The organism is Roseibium sp. TrichSKD4 (genome assembly GCF_000148725.1).
Taxonomy (GTDB): Bacteria; Pseudomonadota; Alphaproteobacteria; order Rhizobiales; family Stappiaceae; genus Roseibium.
In genome coordinates, this window is record NZ_GL476313.1 from 139712 (window position 1) to 157500 (window position 17789).

Genomic DNA, 17789 nt, shown 5'->3' on the forward strand with positions numbered 1-17789 from the left:
GCTTCGAGGCGATGGTCATTGTGCCATCGCCTCTGTTGATTGTGTCATGTTGAGACGTGCGAAACGTCTTTGTCCGGAGAATAGATGTCCAGAATGTTCCAATGACCCGTGGTTGGTGTCGGGTTGTTGATCATCGGGACGTCCAACACCGTCGGCTTGCCGCTGGCGATCGCAACTTGCAGCGCCGGCAGGAGGTCTTCAGCGCTCTTGATGCGAACACCGACCGCACCATATGCCTTGGCAATGTCAGCATAGCTCGGACCGTTCGTCGGCTCGGCCGCCGTACCCGGAAACGTCGTTCCATAGGTTAGGCCATAATGCGCCTTTTGAAGGCCGGCAATAGTCCCAAACGCGTTGTTGTTCATCACCAGCCAAACGATACCGAGGTTCAACTCGACAGCCGTTGCCAGCATGGACGGATTTTGACCAAACCCGCCATCACCGACAAGGCTGATGACGATCCGATCGGGCGCTGCCAACTTGGCACCAATGGCGCCCGGAGGGCCAAATCCCATGGTCGCAAAGCCGCCCGGTGTCAGGATCGAGCCCGGTGTCAGAATATCGAATTGCTGGCCGACACCGTTCTTGTTCCAGCCCACATCGGTCGTGATGATCGCGTTCTCCGGCAGCGCACTTCTGGCATCCGCAAGGATGCGCTCCGGCATCATCGGAAACGCGGAAGACGTTGCCATCTCCTGATTTCCTGCCTTGAAGCTTGCCCGGAAATCGGAAATCTTCTTTACTAGGTCCGGACGCTGGAAGCCGTTCGGATACAGTTCCTTCGCCACCCGTGTCAGAACCTTGAGTGCGGATTTCGCATCAGCGACCACGCCGATTTCGGTCGGGTAGTTACGCCCGATTTCTGACGGCTCGATATCGATATGGATCACCTTAGATCCGGGGATGTTGAACGTGTAGCCCGGATACCAGCTGGAACAGTCGGCTTCTTTGAAGCGAGTACCGATGGCGAAAATGTAGTCGGCATTGAGACAGCTCTGGTTGACCAGTTCGGTGCCCCAGAACCCCGTCATGCCGAGCACAAGCGGATGGGCATCCGACAGAGCCCCCTTTCCCATCAGGCTGTGTGCAATCGGCAGACCCATGTGATCAACGAACTCGCGCAACTCCTCGGATGCCTTGGCAAGAAGAATACCACCGCCAACATAGGCAACCGGGTCCTTGGCATTAGCCAGCGCTGTTACAATCTCGCGGGCGGTTTCATCGTCGAGAGACGGCTTCACCAGGGCGCGGGTGTTATCGAGGATGCGGTCAAAGCTCTCTGAGGAAATCACTTCCGAAAAGGTGTCCATCGGCACGTTGACAAGCACCGGTCCCGGCTGCCCGCTTTCGGCCAGATGGAATGCCTTTTCAAGGATTTCCGCCATCAGGTCGGCACGGTCGACGCGCCAGGCGCGCTTCACGAAGGGACGATAGATCTCCCACTGCGCCGCGTCGGCATGGAGGTTTACCTCCTGATGCGGATGCTTGCCGTAATAGTGGGTCGGAATGTCCCCGGCGATAACAACCATCGGGATGCAGTCCAATGCTGCATTGGCAACGCCGGTCGCGCAGTTGGTCAGCCCCGGAGACAGGTGTGACAGAACCACGGATGCCTTGCCCTTCACCCGGGCATAGGCATCGGCGGCGTGGCTGGCGATCTGTTCGTGGCGAACGGTGACGAAATCAATCGGGCTTTCAGAAAGGGCCGCCAGAACGGCGATGTTCGTGTGGCCGCAGAGGCCGAAGACATGCTCCACCCCCCGGCGTTCCAGAAAGCTGACGATATGCTCGGCAACAGTTCGTTCTGTCGATGTCTTGTCCAGCATCACGCAACCTCCCTGCCAAAGAACTCACCAAACAGCTCTTCTTCGGACGGGCGATCTTCCGGGATTGGTCGGCTCACCCATGTGTAGTTCATCATGTGCTTGATGGTGACATTTTCATTGGTGATGTTGCCGCCCCAGATGCCGCAGCCGAGCGATGAGGTCATCGGCATGCCGTTTGTCCAGGCACCAGCATTGGCTTTGGATTGCGGCTGGCGAACCATCATACGGCTAACAGGAGCGAGACGGGCCAGACGGTCGATGTTCTCGTCATTGTGGCTGTAGATGCCGCAGGAATGACCTTTGCCGCCTGTTTCATAAATCTGACGAACGGTTTCCAGAGCATCATCAAATGTCTCGAAGAGGTAAAGCGCCATCAAGGTGGTCAGCTTTTCCTTGGAGAATTTGTGCTCCGGGCCAATCTGGCCCTGATTTTCAACCATCAGGAACTTGCGGTCGTCCGGAATTGAGAACCCGGCAACTTCGGCTGTCTGTTGTGGGCGGCAGGCAATGGTCGGGAATGTCCGGTTGCCCTTCTCGTCCCACATGGCCTTTTCCAGAAGGGCCTTTTCTTCCGAGCTGCAGAGATATCCGCCTTCAGCTTCCAGTGCCTTGACCATCTGGTCATAGATGGACTTCTGGATGATGATGTTGCCGTCTGCAGAGCAGCCCGAGCCAAAATCGGAGGTTTTGGAAATACGGGTGTTCTGCGCTGCGATCTCAATGTCAGCTGTTTCATCGATGACGATGGAGGAGTTACCTGCGCCAACGCCATAAGCCGGGCGACCCGAACTGTAGGCGGCCTTCACCATAGGTTTGCCTCCGGTTGCCAGTGTCAGATCCGCCTGAGACATTAGATAGTTGGTCATCGGAATGGAGGGCTTGCGGATCGACTGGAACAGATCTTCCGGAGCGCCGACAGCCCGGCAAGCAGCCCGCATTGCTTCCACCATCTCGTAAGTGGTCAGCGCCGTGCGCGGATGCGGCGAGAAAATCACGGCGTTACGTGCATTGGCGGAGGAGACACCGGTCACCGGAGGGGTCATGGCCGGGTTGGTCATCGGGATCAGGGACGCGATGACACCGGCAGGTTTTGCGTATTTGACTAGACCCTTGGCGTCATCCACTTCGACAATGCCGGTCGATGGGGTGCGAAGTACATCGCGCAGCACCATGTGGATCTTGAAACGCTTTGCCGGGCGCCCGTCCCGGTCGCCAATGCCGCTTTCATCCACACCCTGCTGGGCCAGCCGGGTAAAGGTCTTCTCGTTCCCCGCATACCAAGCAATTGCTTGGCTGAGCCGATCGAGGTTCTCCTGGCTCCAGTCCTCAATCTCGGCCATGGCCGCTCTTGCGCGTACCAGCATATCGTCGACGAGTTGACGTTCGTCGTCAGTCAGTTCTTTCCCCATGGGGTCCCTCTTTCATTTGAAAATCAGGCGGCAACCTGTTCAAGGGTGCGGCGTTTGGATCGGGCCTGCCCGAAGGTTTTCTTTGCGTGGGTCAGGCAACGTCTGGCGTGTTCCTCGTAGCCGAGTTCGGCCACGCGACTCTGGTTCGGAAGTTCGATGGAGTAGTCGACCGGCGGAATGCGTTCGATGATGCCGGCAAAGTCGATCCAGCCCTCACCGGGGTAAAGGCGCGCATCGCGGGCCAGCTGGATCATGCCTTCGCGCGTGTCGGCGATACCGGGCAGACAGTCTGAAATATGAAGGAAATGCAGAAGGTTCGGCGGTACGTGCAGCAACTCGCCGAGATCCACACGGCTGAGGTGGAGATAAAGCGTATCCACCAAAATGCCGGAGTTTGGCCGATCCGCCGCCCGGACGATATCCAGCGCCTCATCCAGCGTTCTGAGGCGTGAAAAGCTCGGAAACTCGAGATCAACAGATAGACCGTAAGGCGCGGCGATGTCGCAAGTTTCTGCGTAGACATCGACGATAAAGTTCCTGTCGTCCCGCGCTTTTGTCCATGCACTCATAATCATGCGGCTGGCCCCAAGCTCGCCGCCGAGCTCCAAAGCACGCTCGAAATTTCGCGGATCGCAGTCTTCGGTAACGCGGGCAAGCTCGATGTCGAGGACCTTCAGGCCGGTTGACGCAAGCGCCGTTTTGGTTGCCTGCACCTGCGACGGATCAATCGGCGATTCCGGGAACTCTCCCGGAACATTCATCTTGATGAAACGCGGACTAACCGCATCGTAGCCGGCTCGTGCGGCAATATAGACGAGCTCAGGCGCTGTTGCGCCAATCAAGGTCAAATGCGCCAACGAATACAAAGGTTCGGACTGATTATCGTTCAGTCTGCCAGGCATGGCAGAAGCTCCCGCTCGGGCTCATAGAGCCTTTTTCAGATTATTTTTTATAAAATATCAGATATTTTCTATTTCATCAACTTTTCTATTTACGGATACCCCAGACATCCGAATAAAAGCTGGTGGGTCTTGCCAACAAAAAAGGGCCTTCCACTTGGAAGGCCCTATTCACTTGCAAACTATCAGGAAAATCAGAGCTGTACCCACTCCCCGCTCATGTTGGAACGAACAGTTGCATCGATGAAGCGAACACCATTAGCGCCGTCCGCAACGCGAGGCATTCCAAGGTACCCCTTCGGCAACGTCACACCATCTTTTCGTGCTGCGATTGCGATTGCGAACTCTGTGTAGAGGTTGGCCCAAGCCTCAATAATGCCTTCCGGAAACCCGCGCGCAGTCCGTGTTAACCTCTCTACCGAAGGTGACACACCGTGTCCCTGACCCCGACTGAGGACACGATCCGGCTCTCCAAATCTGTTGAATTTCAACTGTTCCGACTTCTCAAGGTCCCATTCCAGACCACCTTCCGACCCAAAAATGCGCAGCCGCAAACCACCACGATTTCCGGGAGCCAACCGAGTTGCCATTAAGGTCCCTGGAACATCCCCCACAAACCGGGTCATCATGAACGCAGTGTCTTCGAGCGGCTTGGGCGAGCCGCAGACATGAAATTCAGCTCGCAGGTCCGTCATTTCAAGACCAGACACCATGCTGGCAAGGTGAGCCGCATGGGTTCCAATGTCGCCCACACAGCTTGTAGGCCCTGAAACTTTTGGATCGAGCCGCCATTTCACGTGTGGAGCATCAGCAACACCTTCTGGTGTCATCCAATCCTGCATGAATTCGACATGGATCTGATTGATTTTGCCAACCCCTCCGTTCGCGACAATTTCCTGCGCTTGACGGATCATCGGAAAGCAGGACATGACATAGCCGACCGCGAAAATCTGCCCTGTTCTTTGGGTCAATTCGACAAGGCCGTCAGCTTCTGCAACATCATTCGTTAGCGGTTTGTCACAAAGGACGTCGATACCTGCCTCAAGGAAAGCCTTGGCCCCTGCGAAATGCAGATGATTGGGTGTGGTGATCATCACTGCATCAACACCGTCCGGCCGGTCAGCTTCGACCTTCGCCATCTCCTCAAACGACGCATAGCTGCGCTCCTCATCAACAAACCAGTCAGCCGCAGCCGCCCTTGCTTTTTCTGGTTTGGATGAAAACGCACCTGCCACCACTTCCCAATGATCGGTCATTCGGGCAGCTGTTGCCTGCATCCCGGAAATTCGGCCTCCTCCAACGACCCCAAGCCGCAAACGACGTGTCAACTTAGGAAAGGGGCCGTTCGGATCAATCGCAGAAGCAAATAGTTTTTGTGTCATGACAAGGCCTCACGCTGGTGGGGTTGCGCCCTCAGGCAGCATTTCTACGGCCATGAAGATGGATGGGGTGATTGTTTCAAACTGGTGCCACGGGTAGTTGCCGTGTTCGTCGTACATGGGACGATGTGTGGTCCCCGGAGCCATTGGCTCTTCCAGATAGAGTGTAGAAACATCCTTCTCGCGGCATTGCTGCATGACTCCAAATCCAACGATTTGCGTGTGCACTTCCCGAAAACCAGGGACGGGGCAAAAAGCATGATCCTGGTGAAGACCGACTTTCAAGGGAACGGAACCCGAGTGATACATGGTAAGGCCCAAATTTCCGATCCACACTTTCGGAGACATGTAATGGCTTACACCGCGTAGACGCTCTTCCTGACGGACTTCAAAAGCGGACGGCCAGATCTCTTTCACCTTCGTAAAGAGCTCGTCGTCATCGGCGTGATCTGCAAACCGCTCGATCACGACGGCATGGGTCACATCTTCCAACTCGACATCTGCGACAACAACCGACTGAAGATGGGCAAGTTTTTGCTCCCGTATGCGAATCGGGTCGTCAGACAGGTTCAGGACGATAGTTTTGCCGCTAACCAAGTGGTGGGTTTCATCAGTGATGAGCCGGACGGTAAAAAACGGCTCTGCAAATTCCAGAGTTTGGATGGACATGGATCAGGCTTCGCTGGTTGGAAAATTTTCCGAAAGAGGTTCAGGACGCGCGCACCGGCTTGCAATATCGACGAAGCGCCCGGCCTCGGGTGATTTCAACATGGCGTCCATGACTTCATAGACATGATAAGCCATCTCACCGGAGGCTCTTGGAGCACGCTTCGCTCTGGCAGCATGGGCAAGGTCCAAAAGGCCAAGACCACGCGCATCATAATTGTAACCGTGCGTGTTCTCGGCGACTTGCCAGTGGTCGCGGCCAGTTGGGCGTGGCTGGTGCGTCCACCGTGCGGTTTCGCGTGTCCGAACCCAAATGTCGCCTTGAAAGATATTCGCGCCATGTACTGGGTCCGGGTCCGGAACGCAGATTGTTCCGTTTTCACCATAGATTTCGAAGCGAGGTGTTTCACTGTCCCAGACATCGAAACTCATCATCATCTGGCCGATCACACCACTTTCGAACTCAATCAGGCTCAAACAGTGGGTGTCGACTTCTACCGGCATGATGAAACCTTCACGCGGACCGTTTTCGATCATCCGCTGATCAAAGGTTCGCCGCGACAGGCCTGCCACTCGGGAAATTGAGCCCAGAAAAAACACCATCGCAGTCAAGTAATAGGGACCCAGATCAAGAAGTGGGCCGCCACCCAACTGGTAATAGAAGTCTGGATTGGGATTATGGCGTTCCGTTCCTCGGGTCGGAACAAAGGCCGACACACCGGTTGGCGCGCCAATCACACCCTGATCGATCAGCTTTCTGACGGTCTGCCACCGACCGCCAAGAAACGTATCAGGCGCGTTGCCGACAAGGAGCCCCTTTTTCGCGGCCAGATCGAGGATTTCACGCCCCTCTGCCAAGTCTGTGACGAATGGCTTTTCGGAGTAAACGTGCATACCGGCGTTCAACGCGTTCCGGCTGACCTCGGCATGTGCGGCGGGTATTGTCAGGTTCAAGACGCAGTCTATTTCCGGATCGGTATAAATTTCGTCAGGTGTACAGGCTTTGGGAATGCCCCATTGCGCTGCCTGGGCTCGACTTTCTTCCAAGTTCAAACTTGCACAGGCAACAACATCAAGATCTTCAAACTGTTTGCAGTTTTTAAGATAGATGTCGCTGATCCGCCCGCATCCAACCAAGCCAATGCGAAACACTTCCATCCAACGATACTCCAAGTTCTCCCTACGTCAGATCAGGAGATATTACACAGGTTCATATTTCGGCAAATAGGCGGGCGGCATCGGGCCCTTGTTGCGGCCGCCCTGCTCGATCTGTTCCCAACCGTGAGCCAGGATTCCAATAGATCGAGACAGACAGAAAAGACCCCGTGACAGTGGAGCTGGAAAACCAAGTTCGCAGAAGATAACAGCTGTTGCGCCGTCAATATTCATCGCGATGGGTACTTTGCGCTCACTGCCGATAGCCGCCTGAACCGCTTCGCCAATTCCCGCAAAACGGCCAGAAACTGTTCCATTTCTCGCAGCTTCACGAACAATTTCCATCAGACGCGGCGCGCGTGGATCGACCGGCCTATGGAAGCGGTGCCCGAAACCGGAAACGATTTTGCCATAAACGTCTCGCCAAGCCGCCAGTCCTTCCCGCACAGCTTCATCCAATGGCGCGCCATCATCTATCAGGCGCGCGATATCATAGTAGAGTTCAGCGCATTGTTCTCCGGCCCCACCGTGAATATCGCCGAGCATGTTTACGCCGGTCGCCATAACATTGTTGAGGCCAACACCGCACGTGGCTGACATGCGAGCAGCTGCAATTGATGGGGCTTGCGGGCCATGATCAACCCCGGCGACCAACGCACACTCCAACAATGCTGCCTGTTCCTGGCTGGGCTCTCCCCCAACGACCATCAACCAGATCATTTGTCCGAGGCTGACATTTCCAATCAGCTCTTCGATCGGCGTTCCGCGAAAGGCGATCTTGCCGGGCGACATGTTGATAATCGACGTTCGCCACCATTGGCGAACAGCCTGTGCATCCTTCGTTTCACTCATTGCATTGAGCCTTGTTGTTTTTGATAGCGCATTTGAGAGGCAAGGCGGATCGGTGCATTGCGGGCTCCATAGCCTTGGTATCCACGTCGCCGCTCAACAATTTCAAAGAAGAAGCCGTCGAATATCGGCGCGCTATAGATTTGCAAATATTCCGATTGACCATCGCGGTCATAGAGGATGTGACCAGCCTGAAGCTTGTTGATCAGCTCATCTTCAAGACCGAACCACGCTTTAAGGTCAGCGTAGTAGTTGTCGGGCATCGACAACCTCTCAAACCCAGCCTTTTCAAGGTGCTCGGATGTTTCAAAAATGTCGTCACTCGAAAAAGCGATGTGTTGAACGCCCGCCCCGAACCTGTCCGCAAGGAAGGCCCCTGCAAAGGTTCTGCGTTGTCCCGCCCCATTCAGGTTAAGCCGAACTTCCCCTTCCGGAGTTGAGATCGCTTGGCTGAGAACAATTCCGAGGGGATCGGCTACATCGACAATCGGGCTTTTGTCCATTTCAAAAGTGGACGTGTAGTAGGTCAGCCAGCTCTGCATTTCCTGGTAGCGCATGGTCTGCGCAACATGGTCGATGCGCCTCAACCCAGCAGGTTGGATTGCCTCAGCATTTGGAACAGCATCAAATTCGATATCCCAAACACGATGCAGATCTGACCTTTCATCTATGAAGTGGACAACATTTCCGCCCACCCCCTTGATGGCTGGGATGTCAAGCTCGCCGGTTCCAACGGGCTGCGAAAACACCGGTGCCCCGAGAGCCTTTGCTCGGGCAACCGTCTTTGCAGCATCTGCCACCCGCAGCCCCATGTCGCAGACAGAAGGCCCATGTTCCCGGAAGGTCTCAGCCGAAAACCCTTCGGTTTCCATATTGACCACAATGTTGACAGCGCCTTGACGCCACAGCTCAACATTCTTCGAAATATGGCGCCTTTCCATGCGAAAGCACATGGAACCAAGCATTGTCTTGAGTTCTGCACCCGTGATTGCGTCTGCTGCGAATTCAATGAATTCGATACCCGTGGCATGTACCCGTTTCGGAAGATCTCCAATTGGCGCATCCAGAGTTGGTTCGGTTCTGGAAACGTCGTCCAGCAGATTGACCAGAGACCGATAGGCATCCCGGGCGAAGCTTTCAGTGCCTGCCAGCGTTGTTGTACTGACACGGGCGATAGACCAAGGACCTTCATAACCCGACTTAGCAAGTACACGTACAAAACCCGCAAGTTTCAGGCCGCCCTGCCCAGGCAGCATTCCGAACTCCCGCTTCAGCTTGCGAATATCAAAGTCAAATGCTGGTGCATCGGACAGTTGAACGTGGAAGAGCTTCTTTCCCTGCACATCCCGCAATCGGGACGGCATGGATCCGTCGGCCAGTGAAAAGAAACTGTTTAGTGCCAGCCCAAAATTGTCTTCGTTGACTGCGTTGACAACCTCGAGCGCCTGCTGATCTGTTTGGATCAGTTTCGCCCATGGCAAGGCAATCAAAGCCACCTTCAAGCCATGCGATTGAGCGTGCTGAGCAAGCTGTTTCAGATCCTCGACATGAGAAGCAAGGTCGTCCTGCGCGTCCGGGTGTCCGGTCGACCCGACCAATAACATCTTGCCGCCAAGAGCCGTCATGAGATCGAGCTTGTGACTAAGACGCTCAAAAGCCTGGTCTCGAAGGGCTCCTGGAAGCCCTTCGAAATCGTGAAACGGCTGGAAGACATCGATGCTCAGACCAAGTTTATCGGCCATTACTCTGATGTTTTCTGGTGCCCCACCATAGCCCGTTAGATCGGGTTCATAGAGTTCGACCCCGGAAAAACCGGCCGCGGCAATAGCAGACAGTTTCTCCGGTAAATCTCCCGGAACCGAAGTCGTGGCTACGGTCAGTCTCATCAGCCCTGATATCCAAACAAGCGTGGAAGCCAGAGCACAAGGTCAGGCGCCATAATCAGCAACAATAGCGCTGCAATCAGTACAACAAGGAAAGACCAGATCTCTGAGATAATCTCTTTGAGCGGAATACCCGTGACCGCGTTGATTACAAACAACAAGATGCCATAGGGCGGAGTGATCAAACCGATCATGGAGTTCACAACGACCAAGACGCCAAAGTGAACCAGATCAATTCCAAGCGCCTTACAGGTTGGGATGAACAACGGCACGATCACCAGGATGATAGTCGTCGCATCCAGAACGCACCCGAGCAGCAGAACCAAAAGGTTGACCGCCAGCAGGAAGACGATTGGATGAACGTCCAAGCCACTCAAATATTCCGACATCAAGCCCGGAATATTTTCCGAGATGACAACAAAGTTCAGGATCAAGGCACCGCCAATCACCACACCGACGGCAGCCGACGAGCGCGCACTTTCAACCAGGATGCTGTAAAGCGACTTGATCGAGAGAGCCCGGTAGAACACTGCCGCGAGCAACAAGGCATAGAATGCAGCGACAGCCGCAGCCTCTGTAGGCGTCGTCACACCACCATAGATGCCATAAAGCAGAATGACCGGCATCAACAATGCCGGGAAGGCATTGGATGTGATTTTGGGCATCTCCTTAAGCGGCACCGGCGCTTCCATGGCAAAGCCACGCTTGGTCGAAATGTAGGTGTTCATCGCCATGATCACCGCTCCCATCACCAGTCCGGGCAGGATACCGGCCAGGAACAATGCGCCAATCGAGCTGTTCGACACCAGAGCGTAAAGCACCATTGGAATGGAAGGTGGAATGATCGGACCAATCGTTGCCGTCGCAGCAGTGATGGCGGCTGCATAACCACGGCTGTAGCGGTCTTCCTTTGTCATCATGCCGATTATGATCTTGCCTAGACCAGCAGCATCGGCGACAGCCGATCCCGACATGCCCGAGAAGATCAAGGAAGCGACCACATTCACATGACCAAGGCCACCACGAAACCGACCGACCAAAGCGACACAGAAGTTTAGGAGACGGTCGGAAATGGTGCCAGCATTCATGATGTTGGCAGCGACGATGAAGAGAGGCACGGCCAAGAGAACAAAGCTCTTATAGAGGCCCTGCAAGATCTTTTCTCCAGCCAGCGCAACATCAAGACCCGCCATGCCAAGATAGACGAGGGATGCCAGAATGATTGAATACCCGATCGGTGTCCCGATACCGGCAAGTCCGAACAGGGTGATCAGGCAAAGAGCGAGTTCAATACTCATACCACGTCCTCCCCGTGTCTGAGATGCGGTGGTTCGGATTCATGACCCGGAATTGCGTGGTCATCGTCCGGCGGACCTTTGCGCAGAACATCAACAAATCGCCATGAATAGCGCACGATCACCGCCAGCATGAAAATCGCGTAGATTGAGAAGATGGTCCTCATTGGGATCTTCTTGCCGGTAAAGGGGTCTACCACCGTCGTGGTCTTCCGGATCTTCATCCAGTCGATGTAGTCCCATGTCGGCAGAAACGACCATGCCATTCCGATGACAATGGCTGCAGCAGAAACGAAAGCCAAAACCTTTCGGATCTTAGTCGGCGCAGCCAGATAAAAGATGTCAAAGGTAACGTGATCCTTCTCCTTGACCACGAAGGCACAACCGAAAAAGACAATCCAGACCCAAAGGATGAGACAAAGTTCGAGCGTCCAGCCAAAGGGCGTTAGAAGAACGTAGCGCGAGAAGATCTGAACCAAAAAGGTCAGGAACATCGCCGCCAACATAGCGGCGGCGATGAATTCTGCACCACGGGTAAATAATCTAAGAACGGATTTCATCGCATTCCTCCCGTAGCGATGGTCAGCTCTTATTTGCTACCCAGAGCGTTGATTTGCTCCAGAACGCCTTCAGGCCAGCTGGCAGCAAATTCACTTTCCAGATACATGCCTTGAACTTGATCACGGAATGCAGCGAGATCTGGCTCGTAGACAGCCATGCCTTGCTCTTCCAAGAACGCTACAAGGCTCGCTTCTTTTTCCAGCTGCTTCTGACGGCCAGATTCTGCCGCTGCATCAGCTGCTTCCTGAAGCTTTGCCTGCTGTTCAGCGGACAGCTCGTCCCAAACGGATTTTGAAATCGCGATATAGTTCAGATCTACGAGGTGAGAGGTCAGGACGATCTGGCCTGTCACTTCGTAAAACTTAGCATCAACAACGGTCGGCAGTGGGTTGTCCTGACCATCAACCGCACCGGTCGACAAAGCTGTATAGACTTCGGCAAATGCCATCGGAGTCGGGGCTGCACCGAGCGCCTTGCCGAGGAACTGCCATGCATCGGTACCTGGCATGCGCAGGTTCACACCGGCCAGATCAGCCGGGGTCTTGACGGTCAGCTCGTCCTTCGACTGGCGAAGGTTCACCTGACGCCGACCAAGATACATAACAGACAGCAGCTTGACACCGAGCTCGTCTTCAGCCTTCGCCTTGAACGCATCCATCAACGGATCGTTGAAGACGGCGACCTGATGGGCTGCATCTTGGTGAACATAACCAGCAGTGAAGATGGAAAACTCCGGGAAGAACTGTGCCAGTTCCTGCGCTGAAGTGATCGACATTTCCAGATTACCGCGAGAGATCGCGTCCAGTTCGGTGCCCTGCGCGAAGATGGTGCCGTTGTAGCTTGGCTCATAGGTGGCGAAATCAGCAACCATCGGAGCGAAGACTTCTGCCATTGCGACAGAGCGCTGGTCTGTTTCAGAGCCCGAAGTTGCCAGACGCAGTTTAACCTTATCGGCAGCAAAAGACGGCACCGCCGCACCAGTGGCAAGACCCAAAGCTGTCAACGTTGCGACGACAGTGCGGCGCGAGATTTTCAAGGGCATTTCAGTTCCTCCCAAAAAGCGTTCCGTAGGGAACAGATACTCTTACGCTTAATTGATTTTTTAATAATTGCAATATTTTTTTAAAAATATATGATATTTTGGATATACTCGATTATGCAATCGACGCGATTACTTGCTGCGCTTCATTTGGTGAACAAACTTGAAAACTCTCGATTTCAACCGGAAGGAGGCTATTTGAAGCTTCTTCAATTGCTTCAATAACTTGCAGTGACCGTAGCCCTTCCTCGCCAGACACCAGGCACTTCGTCTGCCCCTTGATGACTTCACAAAAATGCAACACCTGAGAAACCAGAGGATCTCGAGCATCGGCAAGGAGAGACGTAGCGGAAATCGGACTCCACCAATCCGGACCTTGATCGTGATGCCAGACCCTTAAATCCGGTATGGAGAGCGAACCCTTGGAGCCGCCGATCAGATAACAACTTTGATCGGTGGCTGGATAAATGGGATTCTCTCGCGCAGTCAGTTCCCAGCTCCAAGGCGAAGCTATGGAATCCGACACGGTCAACGTGGCGACGGCACCGGAAGCGAACTCAAGGATAGCTGCTGATAGATCTTCGTTTTCAAATTCACGGACTGAAGGTGTCGATACAGCCCTCACCCGAATAACATCGCCGCAGAAGTGCCGAAGCAGATCAACATCATGAACCAGATTGACTGAAACCGGCCCCGCCCCTTTGCGCTTACGCCAGGGAGCAGCGTCAAAATAGCTATCGGGTTTATAGAACCAGCAGGTCACTTGAACGGCACGAATATCGCCGATTTCCCCGGCGTCGAGCGCTGCTTTGGCAGAGCGAATGAGCGGATTATGCCGCCGATGGTGACCAATGAGCATTGGCACCCCTGCTCGATCGGCTGCATCAACCAGATGTCGAGCCTCCGCTGAGGTGACTGCAATTGGTTTTTCAACGAGCAGCGGACACTGGTTAGCCACGCATTCAAGCCCCTGCTCAACATGGAGGGGTGTCGGAGTTGCCAAGATCACGCCGTCAGGAGTGTCTGCCTCGAACATTTGGGACAGGCTTTCAAAACAAGCCACACCCAATTCTTGGGCCTTCGCGCGAACGGATTCGTTTGGCTCCACGATCGCTGCCAACTCAGTTTCAGGAGTTCTCGAAAGCGATTCAACATGGCGCTTGCCTACCAGTCCGTATCCGGCAACAGCGAGGCGGGTCTTTTCTGACATTTCAACATTCCAAGTTTGCGCGTCTTTGCAGCAGTCTCTGATGCGTAAACTAAATAAATGATGTTTTCAATATTATCTGATGTTTTTTAATTCAACAGTTTCTCTCTGAATCTTGCGCAGCAATGACAGAGCATTTAGAAACAGGTCAGAAGACAGAATTTCAGATGATCGGCGCATGACAAAATCACCAAACACGGTCGGGTCCACGACCTATCAACGCATCAAGCGGGACATCATTTTTGGTGAATTGGCGCCCGGCTCTAAACTAAAACTGGATCGTTTGCGCGAACGGTATGAAGCCAGCATGTCAACCTTGCGTGAGACCCTTAGCCGATTATCCAGCGAAGGTTTCGTAGCCGCCGAAGAACAGCGTGGTTTTTTTGTAACAGCAGTTTCGAAGGAAGACCTGATCGAAGTTGCAAACTTGCGCATCTTGTTGGAGTGCCACGCGCTTTCACTTTCAATTCCAAATGGCGATACCGAATGGGAAGGCAATTTGGTCGCGGCCCACCACAAACTTCACCTGATGGAAAAGCGCATGTTGGCCGGCGACACCTCCAGTCGCGAAGAGTGGAAACGCTTTGACTGGGAGTTTCATCTCGCGACTATCCAGGCCTGCGGTTCAGCCAACCTGCTAGCTCTTCATGCCATTCTCTACGACAAGTACCTTAGATACCAGATGTTGGTTCTGACAGAACGCGGCGAAGAAGCAGTCAATGAACACCGTGCCATATTTGAAGCCGCACTTGAACGGGACGCAAAAAAAGCAACCAAAGTCCTCAAGCACCATATCGACAACGGACTACAACACACGCTCGCACAAATGGACTGAATGTTCGGTCCCGGGATGAAATTGACTGGATGAACACCACTTTTGCGCAATTAACTCGGACGAAATGAGGCCCCGAAGCAATTTCATTTGCTTTGTAAAATTGTAGGCATTGAGAAACGTCGCAACGTGGTCTCGGAACCCGTCGTAGGTTTGTAATGATACCGCCGTACGGTAGCGTTTTTGTTCGTGCGGTTCATACGTTCGACCTTGACCGTTGGTCCTTCGATGGTTTTGGTTTGCCAGGCGGTGTTCGATGTTGCTCTGGGCGAATGCCAACGCGAAGACGTGGTACCGGAAAGGGCTATTCGGCTACGACAGTTCACAGGACTCGGTCGTGGTCCTCATACTGCTCTTCGGGCCCGCCAAGCGCGTCATATTGGCGGTCAACACCGTATGGGCTTTGTACCGAATCGAGTTAATTAGACGGCAGCAAAATACCGCTGCGGTGAACCCCGAGTCGCGTTGATGCAACTCGTCGAACGCGTATATGCTCGTCCCACATATGGGAACAAGAATGCAGAAATTCCCTAGTGTGTCCAGACCTCAGCATTTTCGATGTCAAAGTACCAGATCGGTTAGGCATTGAACTACTTCTTTGGCTTCGTTCCTTCGACATCTGGCATTCGACTGATTGCCGTAACTCTGCAAGAGGCGAAGCAACGACGTGCGCGTTAGGTGCGGGGTACTCGCTTACATTGCGTAAGTTCTGCTATCTAGTCGCAACAGAAGTATGCAGCGATAAGCATTCGCTAAGGCACCTTCTTCTTTGTGGAGTATAGTTGAACGTGGATCGTTCAGTCACATTGGTGTAACGGTCACACTGTCTCTTTAATTCAAATTCGCAATTGTCTTTGGGTTGAACCCGCTGTTCCACCTCAACTCGGAAATAGAAGATTACGATCAAAGAATTGTTGCTAGAACAGCGTGCATAGGCGCCACAAATCCGTGAAGTTAGGATCTTATAGCGCCACCCTTCTATAGTGCCACATTGATGCGCCTTTCCACTCCCGTGCTCAACCTTTCATTGTTGCTATTTTGATGCTTTTCATGCAAAAAACCCGCCATCATTTTTGATGGCGGGTTTTTATATTTGGTTGCGGGAGCAGGATTTGAACCTGCGACCTTCAGGTTATGAGCCTGACGAGCTACCGGGCTGCTCCATCCCGCGTTATTTCTGTCCGCCTTTCGGCCTTTATGGTCGAATGGGGAGTTTTTGTTGAAGAGTTGTTAGCGCCCAAGTAGCCGATAGGCGATAGCGCATTTTATTATCTGTCATTTGCGGGCCTGGCGGCGACCTACTCTCCCGCGTCTTGAGACGAAGTACCATTGGCGCTGGGGCGTTTCACGGCCGAGTTCGGGATGGGATCGGGTGGGGGCGCCCCGCTTGGGCCACCAGGCCGGCGAAGGACAGATAGTTCTCACGGCTTGTCGCGGCTTTGCCGCTTGCCTGCGAATGCGCGCCCGACGGGCGGCGTCCGTTGGACGCTTCAAACTGTTGATTTGAAGTGGATCCGTGAGAATATGTCGTGAACTGGTCTTATATTGTCGATGAGTTTTTTCAAAGCGCCTGGGGCGCTTTGGTCTCGCACTCAAGTAGGCCTATGGCCGGCAGTGCAAGTATAGATGAACATAGAGTAATGAGAGTAATCAAGCCGAACGAGCTATTAGTAAAGCTAAGCTTCATGCATTGCTGCACTTCCACACGCTTCCTATCGACGTGGTGGTCTTCCACGGCTCTTCAGGGAGAACTGGTTTTGAGGTGGGTTTCCCGCTTAGATGCTTTCAGCGGTTATCCCTTCCGTACATAGCTACCCTGCAATGCGGCTGGCGCCACAACAGGTCCACCAGAGGTACGTCCATCCCGGTCCTCTCGTACTAGGGACAGATCCTCTCAATTCTCCTACACCCACGGCAGATAGGGACCGAACTGTCTCGCGACGTTCTGAACCCAACTCACGTACCACTTTAATTGGCGAACAGCCAAACCCTTGGGACCTGCTCCAGCCCCAGGATGTGATGAGTCGACATCGAGGTGCCAAACAATGCCGTCGATATGGACTCTTGGGCATCATCAGCCTGTTATCCCCGGCGTACCTTTTATCCGTTGAGCGATGGCCCTTCCACGAGGGACCACCGGATCACTATGGCCGACTTTCGTCTCTGCTCGACTTGTCAGTCTCGCAGTCAGGCAGGCTTATGCCATTGCACTCGACGAGCGATTTCCGACCGCTCTGAGCCCACCTTCGCGCGCCTCCGTTACCATTTGGGAGGCGACCGCCCCAGTCAAACTACCCGCCACACACGGTCCCGGATATTGTTGTACCGCGGTTAGATATCCATAAGGACAAGGGTGGTATTTCAAGGGTGACTCCACCTCAGCTGGCGCCAAGGCTTCAACGTCTACCACCTATCCTACACATGTCATTACGAATACCAGTGTGAAGCTGTAGTAAAGGTGCACGGGGTCTTTCCGTCTGACCGCAGGAACCCCGCATCTTCACGGGGAATTCAATTTCACTGAGTCTGTGCTGGAGACAGCGGGGAAGTCGTTACGCCATTCGTGCAGGTCGGAACTTACCCGACAAGGAATTTCGCTACCTTAGGACCGTTATAGTTACGGCCGCCGTTTACTGGGGCTTCAATTCGGTGCTTGCACACCTCCTCTTAACCTTCCAGCACCGGGCAGGCGTCAGACCCTATACGTCGTCTTGCGACTTCGCAGAGCCCTGTGTTTTTGATAAACAGTCGCCACCCCCTGGTCTGTGCCACCCCCTCGTGGTTGCCCA

At 53.9% G+C, this 17789-nt stretch carries 13 protein-coding genes, 1 tRNA gene and 2 rRNA genes (1 of these 16 cut by a window edge); 1 reads left to right on the plus strand and 15 read right to left on the minus strand.

From position 1 onward, the window contains the following. Positions 1–44: 44 nt before the first annotated feature. The 12 genes from TRICHSKD4_RS11840 to TRICHSKD4_RS11895 all read right to left on the minus strand — a co-directional run bounded on the left by TRICHSKD4_RS11840 (position 45) and on the right by TRICHSKD4_RS11895 (position 14171). Positions 45–1826 carry a thiamine pyrophosphate-binding protein gene (locus TRICHSKD4_RS11840; RefSeq protein WP_009467495.1) on the minus strand — a complete coding sequence of 594 codons (1782 nt, stop codon included), beginning with the start codon at positions 1824–1826 and terminating at the stop codon, positions 45–47. Continuing rightward, complete coding sequence (locus TRICHSKD4_RS11845) at positions 1826–3235, minus strand: aldehyde dehydrogenase family protein (RefSeq protein ID WP_009467496.1); 1410 nt, start codon at positions 3233–3235, stop codon at positions 1826–1828. The genes TRICHSKD4_RS11840 and TRICHSKD4_RS11845 overlap by 1 nt, the downstream gene beginning before the upstream one ends. A 23-nt stretch (positions 3236–3258) precedes the next feature. Further along, positions 3259–4137, minus strand: coding sequence for a sugar phosphate isomerase/epimerase (locus tag TRICHSKD4_RS11850; RefSeq protein WP_009467497.1), 879 nt, complete (start codon positions 4135–4137; stop codon positions 3259–3261). A 191-nt stretch (positions 4138–4328) separates the two neighbouring features. Then, a complete protein-coding gene (locus TRICHSKD4_RS11855; RefSeq protein WP_009467498.1) occupies positions 4329–5516 on the minus strand; it encodes a Gfo/Idh/MocA family protein in 1188 nt (395 codons plus the stop codon). A 9-nt stretch (positions 5517–5525) separates the two neighbouring features. Continuing rightward, the gene (locus TRICHSKD4_RS11860) at positions 5526–6182 is read right to left on the minus strand and encodes a hypothetical protein (protein ID WP_009467499.1); all 657 of its coding nucleotides are present in this window, start codon (positions 6180–6182) and stop codon (positions 5526–5528) included. Between the two features lie 3 nt (positions 6183–6185). After that, entirely contained in the window at positions 6186–7337 is a 1152-nt protein-coding gene (locus TRICHSKD4_RS11865) for a Gfo/Idh/MocA family protein (RefSeq protein ID WP_009467500.1), read from the minus strand. A gap of 42 nt (positions 7338–7379) precedes the next feature. Then, on the minus strand, positions 7380–8186 hold the full coding sequence (locus tag TRICHSKD4_RS11870; protein WP_009467501.1) for a citryl-CoA lyase: 807 nt from the start codon (positions 8184–8186) through the stop codon (positions 7380–7382). Further along, complete coding sequence (locus tag TRICHSKD4_RS11875; RefSeq protein WP_009467502.1) at positions 8183–10069, minus strand: bifunctional sugar phosphate isomerase/epimerase/4-hydroxyphenylpyruvate dioxygenase family protein; 1887 nt, start codon at positions 10067–10069, stop codon at positions 8183–8185. The genes TRICHSKD4_RS11870 and TRICHSKD4_RS11875 overlap by 4 nt, the downstream gene beginning before the upstream one ends. Next, positions 10069–11364, minus strand: coding sequence for a TRAP transporter large permease (locus TRICHSKD4_RS11880; protein ID WP_009467503.1), 1296 nt, complete (start codon positions 11362–11364; stop codon positions 10069–10071). The genes TRICHSKD4_RS11875 and TRICHSKD4_RS11880 overlap by 1 nt, the downstream gene beginning before the upstream one ends. After that, complete coding sequence (locus TRICHSKD4_RS11885) at positions 11361–11921, minus strand: TRAP transporter small permease (RefSeq protein ID WP_009467504.1); 561 nt, start codon at positions 11919–11921, stop codon at positions 11361–11363. Before TRICHSKD4_RS11885 ends, TRICHSKD4_RS11880 begins: the two co-directional genes overlap by 4 nt. Before the next feature lie 29 nt (positions 11922–11950). Further along, positions 11951–12964, minus strand: coding sequence for a TRAP transporter substrate-binding protein DctP (gene dctP / locus TRICHSKD4_RS11890; protein WP_009467505.1), 1014 nt, complete (start codon positions 12962–12964; stop codon positions 11951–11953). A gap of 112 nt (positions 12965–13076) precedes the next feature. Further along, positions 13077–14171, minus strand: coding sequence for a Gfo/Idh/MocA family protein (locus TRICHSKD4_RS11895; protein WP_009467506.1), 1095 nt, complete (start codon positions 14169–14171; stop codon positions 13077–13079). A 175-nt stretch (positions 14172–14346) separates the two neighbouring features. Between TRICHSKD4_RS11895 and TRICHSKD4_RS11900 the strand changes: the two genes are divergently transcribed. Further along, positions 14347–15003, plus strand: coding sequence for a GntR family transcriptional regulator (locus TRICHSKD4_RS11900; protein WP_009467508.1), 657 nt, complete (start codon positions 14347–14349; stop codon positions 15001–15003). A 1091-nt stretch (positions 15004–16094) separates the two neighbouring features. On the opposite strand, the gene TRICHSKD4_RS11910 is transcribed toward TRICHSKD4_RS11900, so the two are convergent. From TRICHSKD4_RS11910 to TRICHSKD4_RS11920, 3 genes are all read right to left on the minus strand, one after another. Then, positions 16095–16171, minus strand: a tRNA-Met gene (locus TRICHSKD4_RS11910). Between the two features lie 114 nt (positions 16172–16285). After that, positions 16286–16400 (minus strand): 5S ribosomal RNA (rrf, locus tag TRICHSKD4_RS11915). A 246-nt stretch (positions 16401–16646) separates the two neighbouring features. Beyond that, positions 16647–17789 (minus strand): 23S ribosomal RNA (locus TRICHSKD4_RS11920); it runs 1581 nt beyond the window's last position.

Bases quoted from the DNA above. Each gene is read 5' to 3' on its own strand.
- TRICHSKD4_RS11840 (WP_009467495.1), bottom strand. From the start codon at position 1,826: ATGCTGGACAAGACATCGACAGAACGAACTGTTGCCGAGCATATCGTC.
- TRICHSKD4_RS11845 (WP_009467496.1), bottom strand. From the start codon at position 3,235: ATGGGGAAAGAACTGACTGACGACGAACGTCAACTCGTCGACGATATG.
- TRICHSKD4_RS11850 (WP_009467497.1), bottom strand. From the start codon at position 4,137: ATGCCTGGCAGACTGAACGATAATCAGTCCGAACCTTTGTATTCGTTG.
- TRICHSKD4_RS11855 (WP_009467498.1), bottom strand. From the start codon at position 5,516: ATGACACAAAAACTATTTGCTTCTGCGATTGATCCGAACGGCCCCTTT.
- TRICHSKD4_RS11860 (WP_009467499.1), bottom strand. From the start codon at position 6,182: ATGTCCATCCAAACTCTGGAATTTGCAGAGCCGTTTTTTACCGTCCGG.
- TRICHSKD4_RS11865 (WP_009467500.1), bottom strand. From the start codon at position 7,337: ATGGAAGTGTTTCGCATTGGCTTGGTTGGATGCGGGCGGATCAGCGAC.
- TRICHSKD4_RS11870 (WP_009467501.1), bottom strand. From the start codon at position 8,186: ATGAGTGAAACGAAGGATGCACAGGCTGTTCGCCAATGGTGGCGAACG.
- TRICHSKD4_RS11875 (WP_009467502.1), bottom strand. From the start codon at position 10,069: ATGAGACTGACCGTAGCCACGACTTCGGTTCCGGGAGATTTACCGGAG.
- TRICHSKD4_RS11880 (WP_009467503.1), bottom strand. From the start codon at position 11,364: ATGAGTATTGAACTCGCTCTTTGCCTGATCACCCTGTTCGGACTTGCC.
- TRICHSKD4_RS11885 (WP_009467504.1), bottom strand. From the start codon at position 11,921: ATGAAATCCGTTCTTAGATTATTTACCCGTGGTGCAGAATTCATCGCC.
- dctP (WP_009467505.1), bottom strand. From the start codon at position 12,964: ATGCCCTTGAAAATCTCGCGCCGCACTGTCGTCGCAACGTTGACAGCT.
- TRICHSKD4_RS11895 (WP_009467506.1), bottom strand. From the start codon at position 14,171: ATGTCAGAAAAGACCCGCCTCGCTGTTGCCGGATACGGACTGGTAGGC.
- TRICHSKD4_RS11900 (WP_009467508.1), top strand. From the start codon at position 14,347: ATGACAAAATCACCAAACACGGTCGGGTCCACGACCTATCAACGCATC.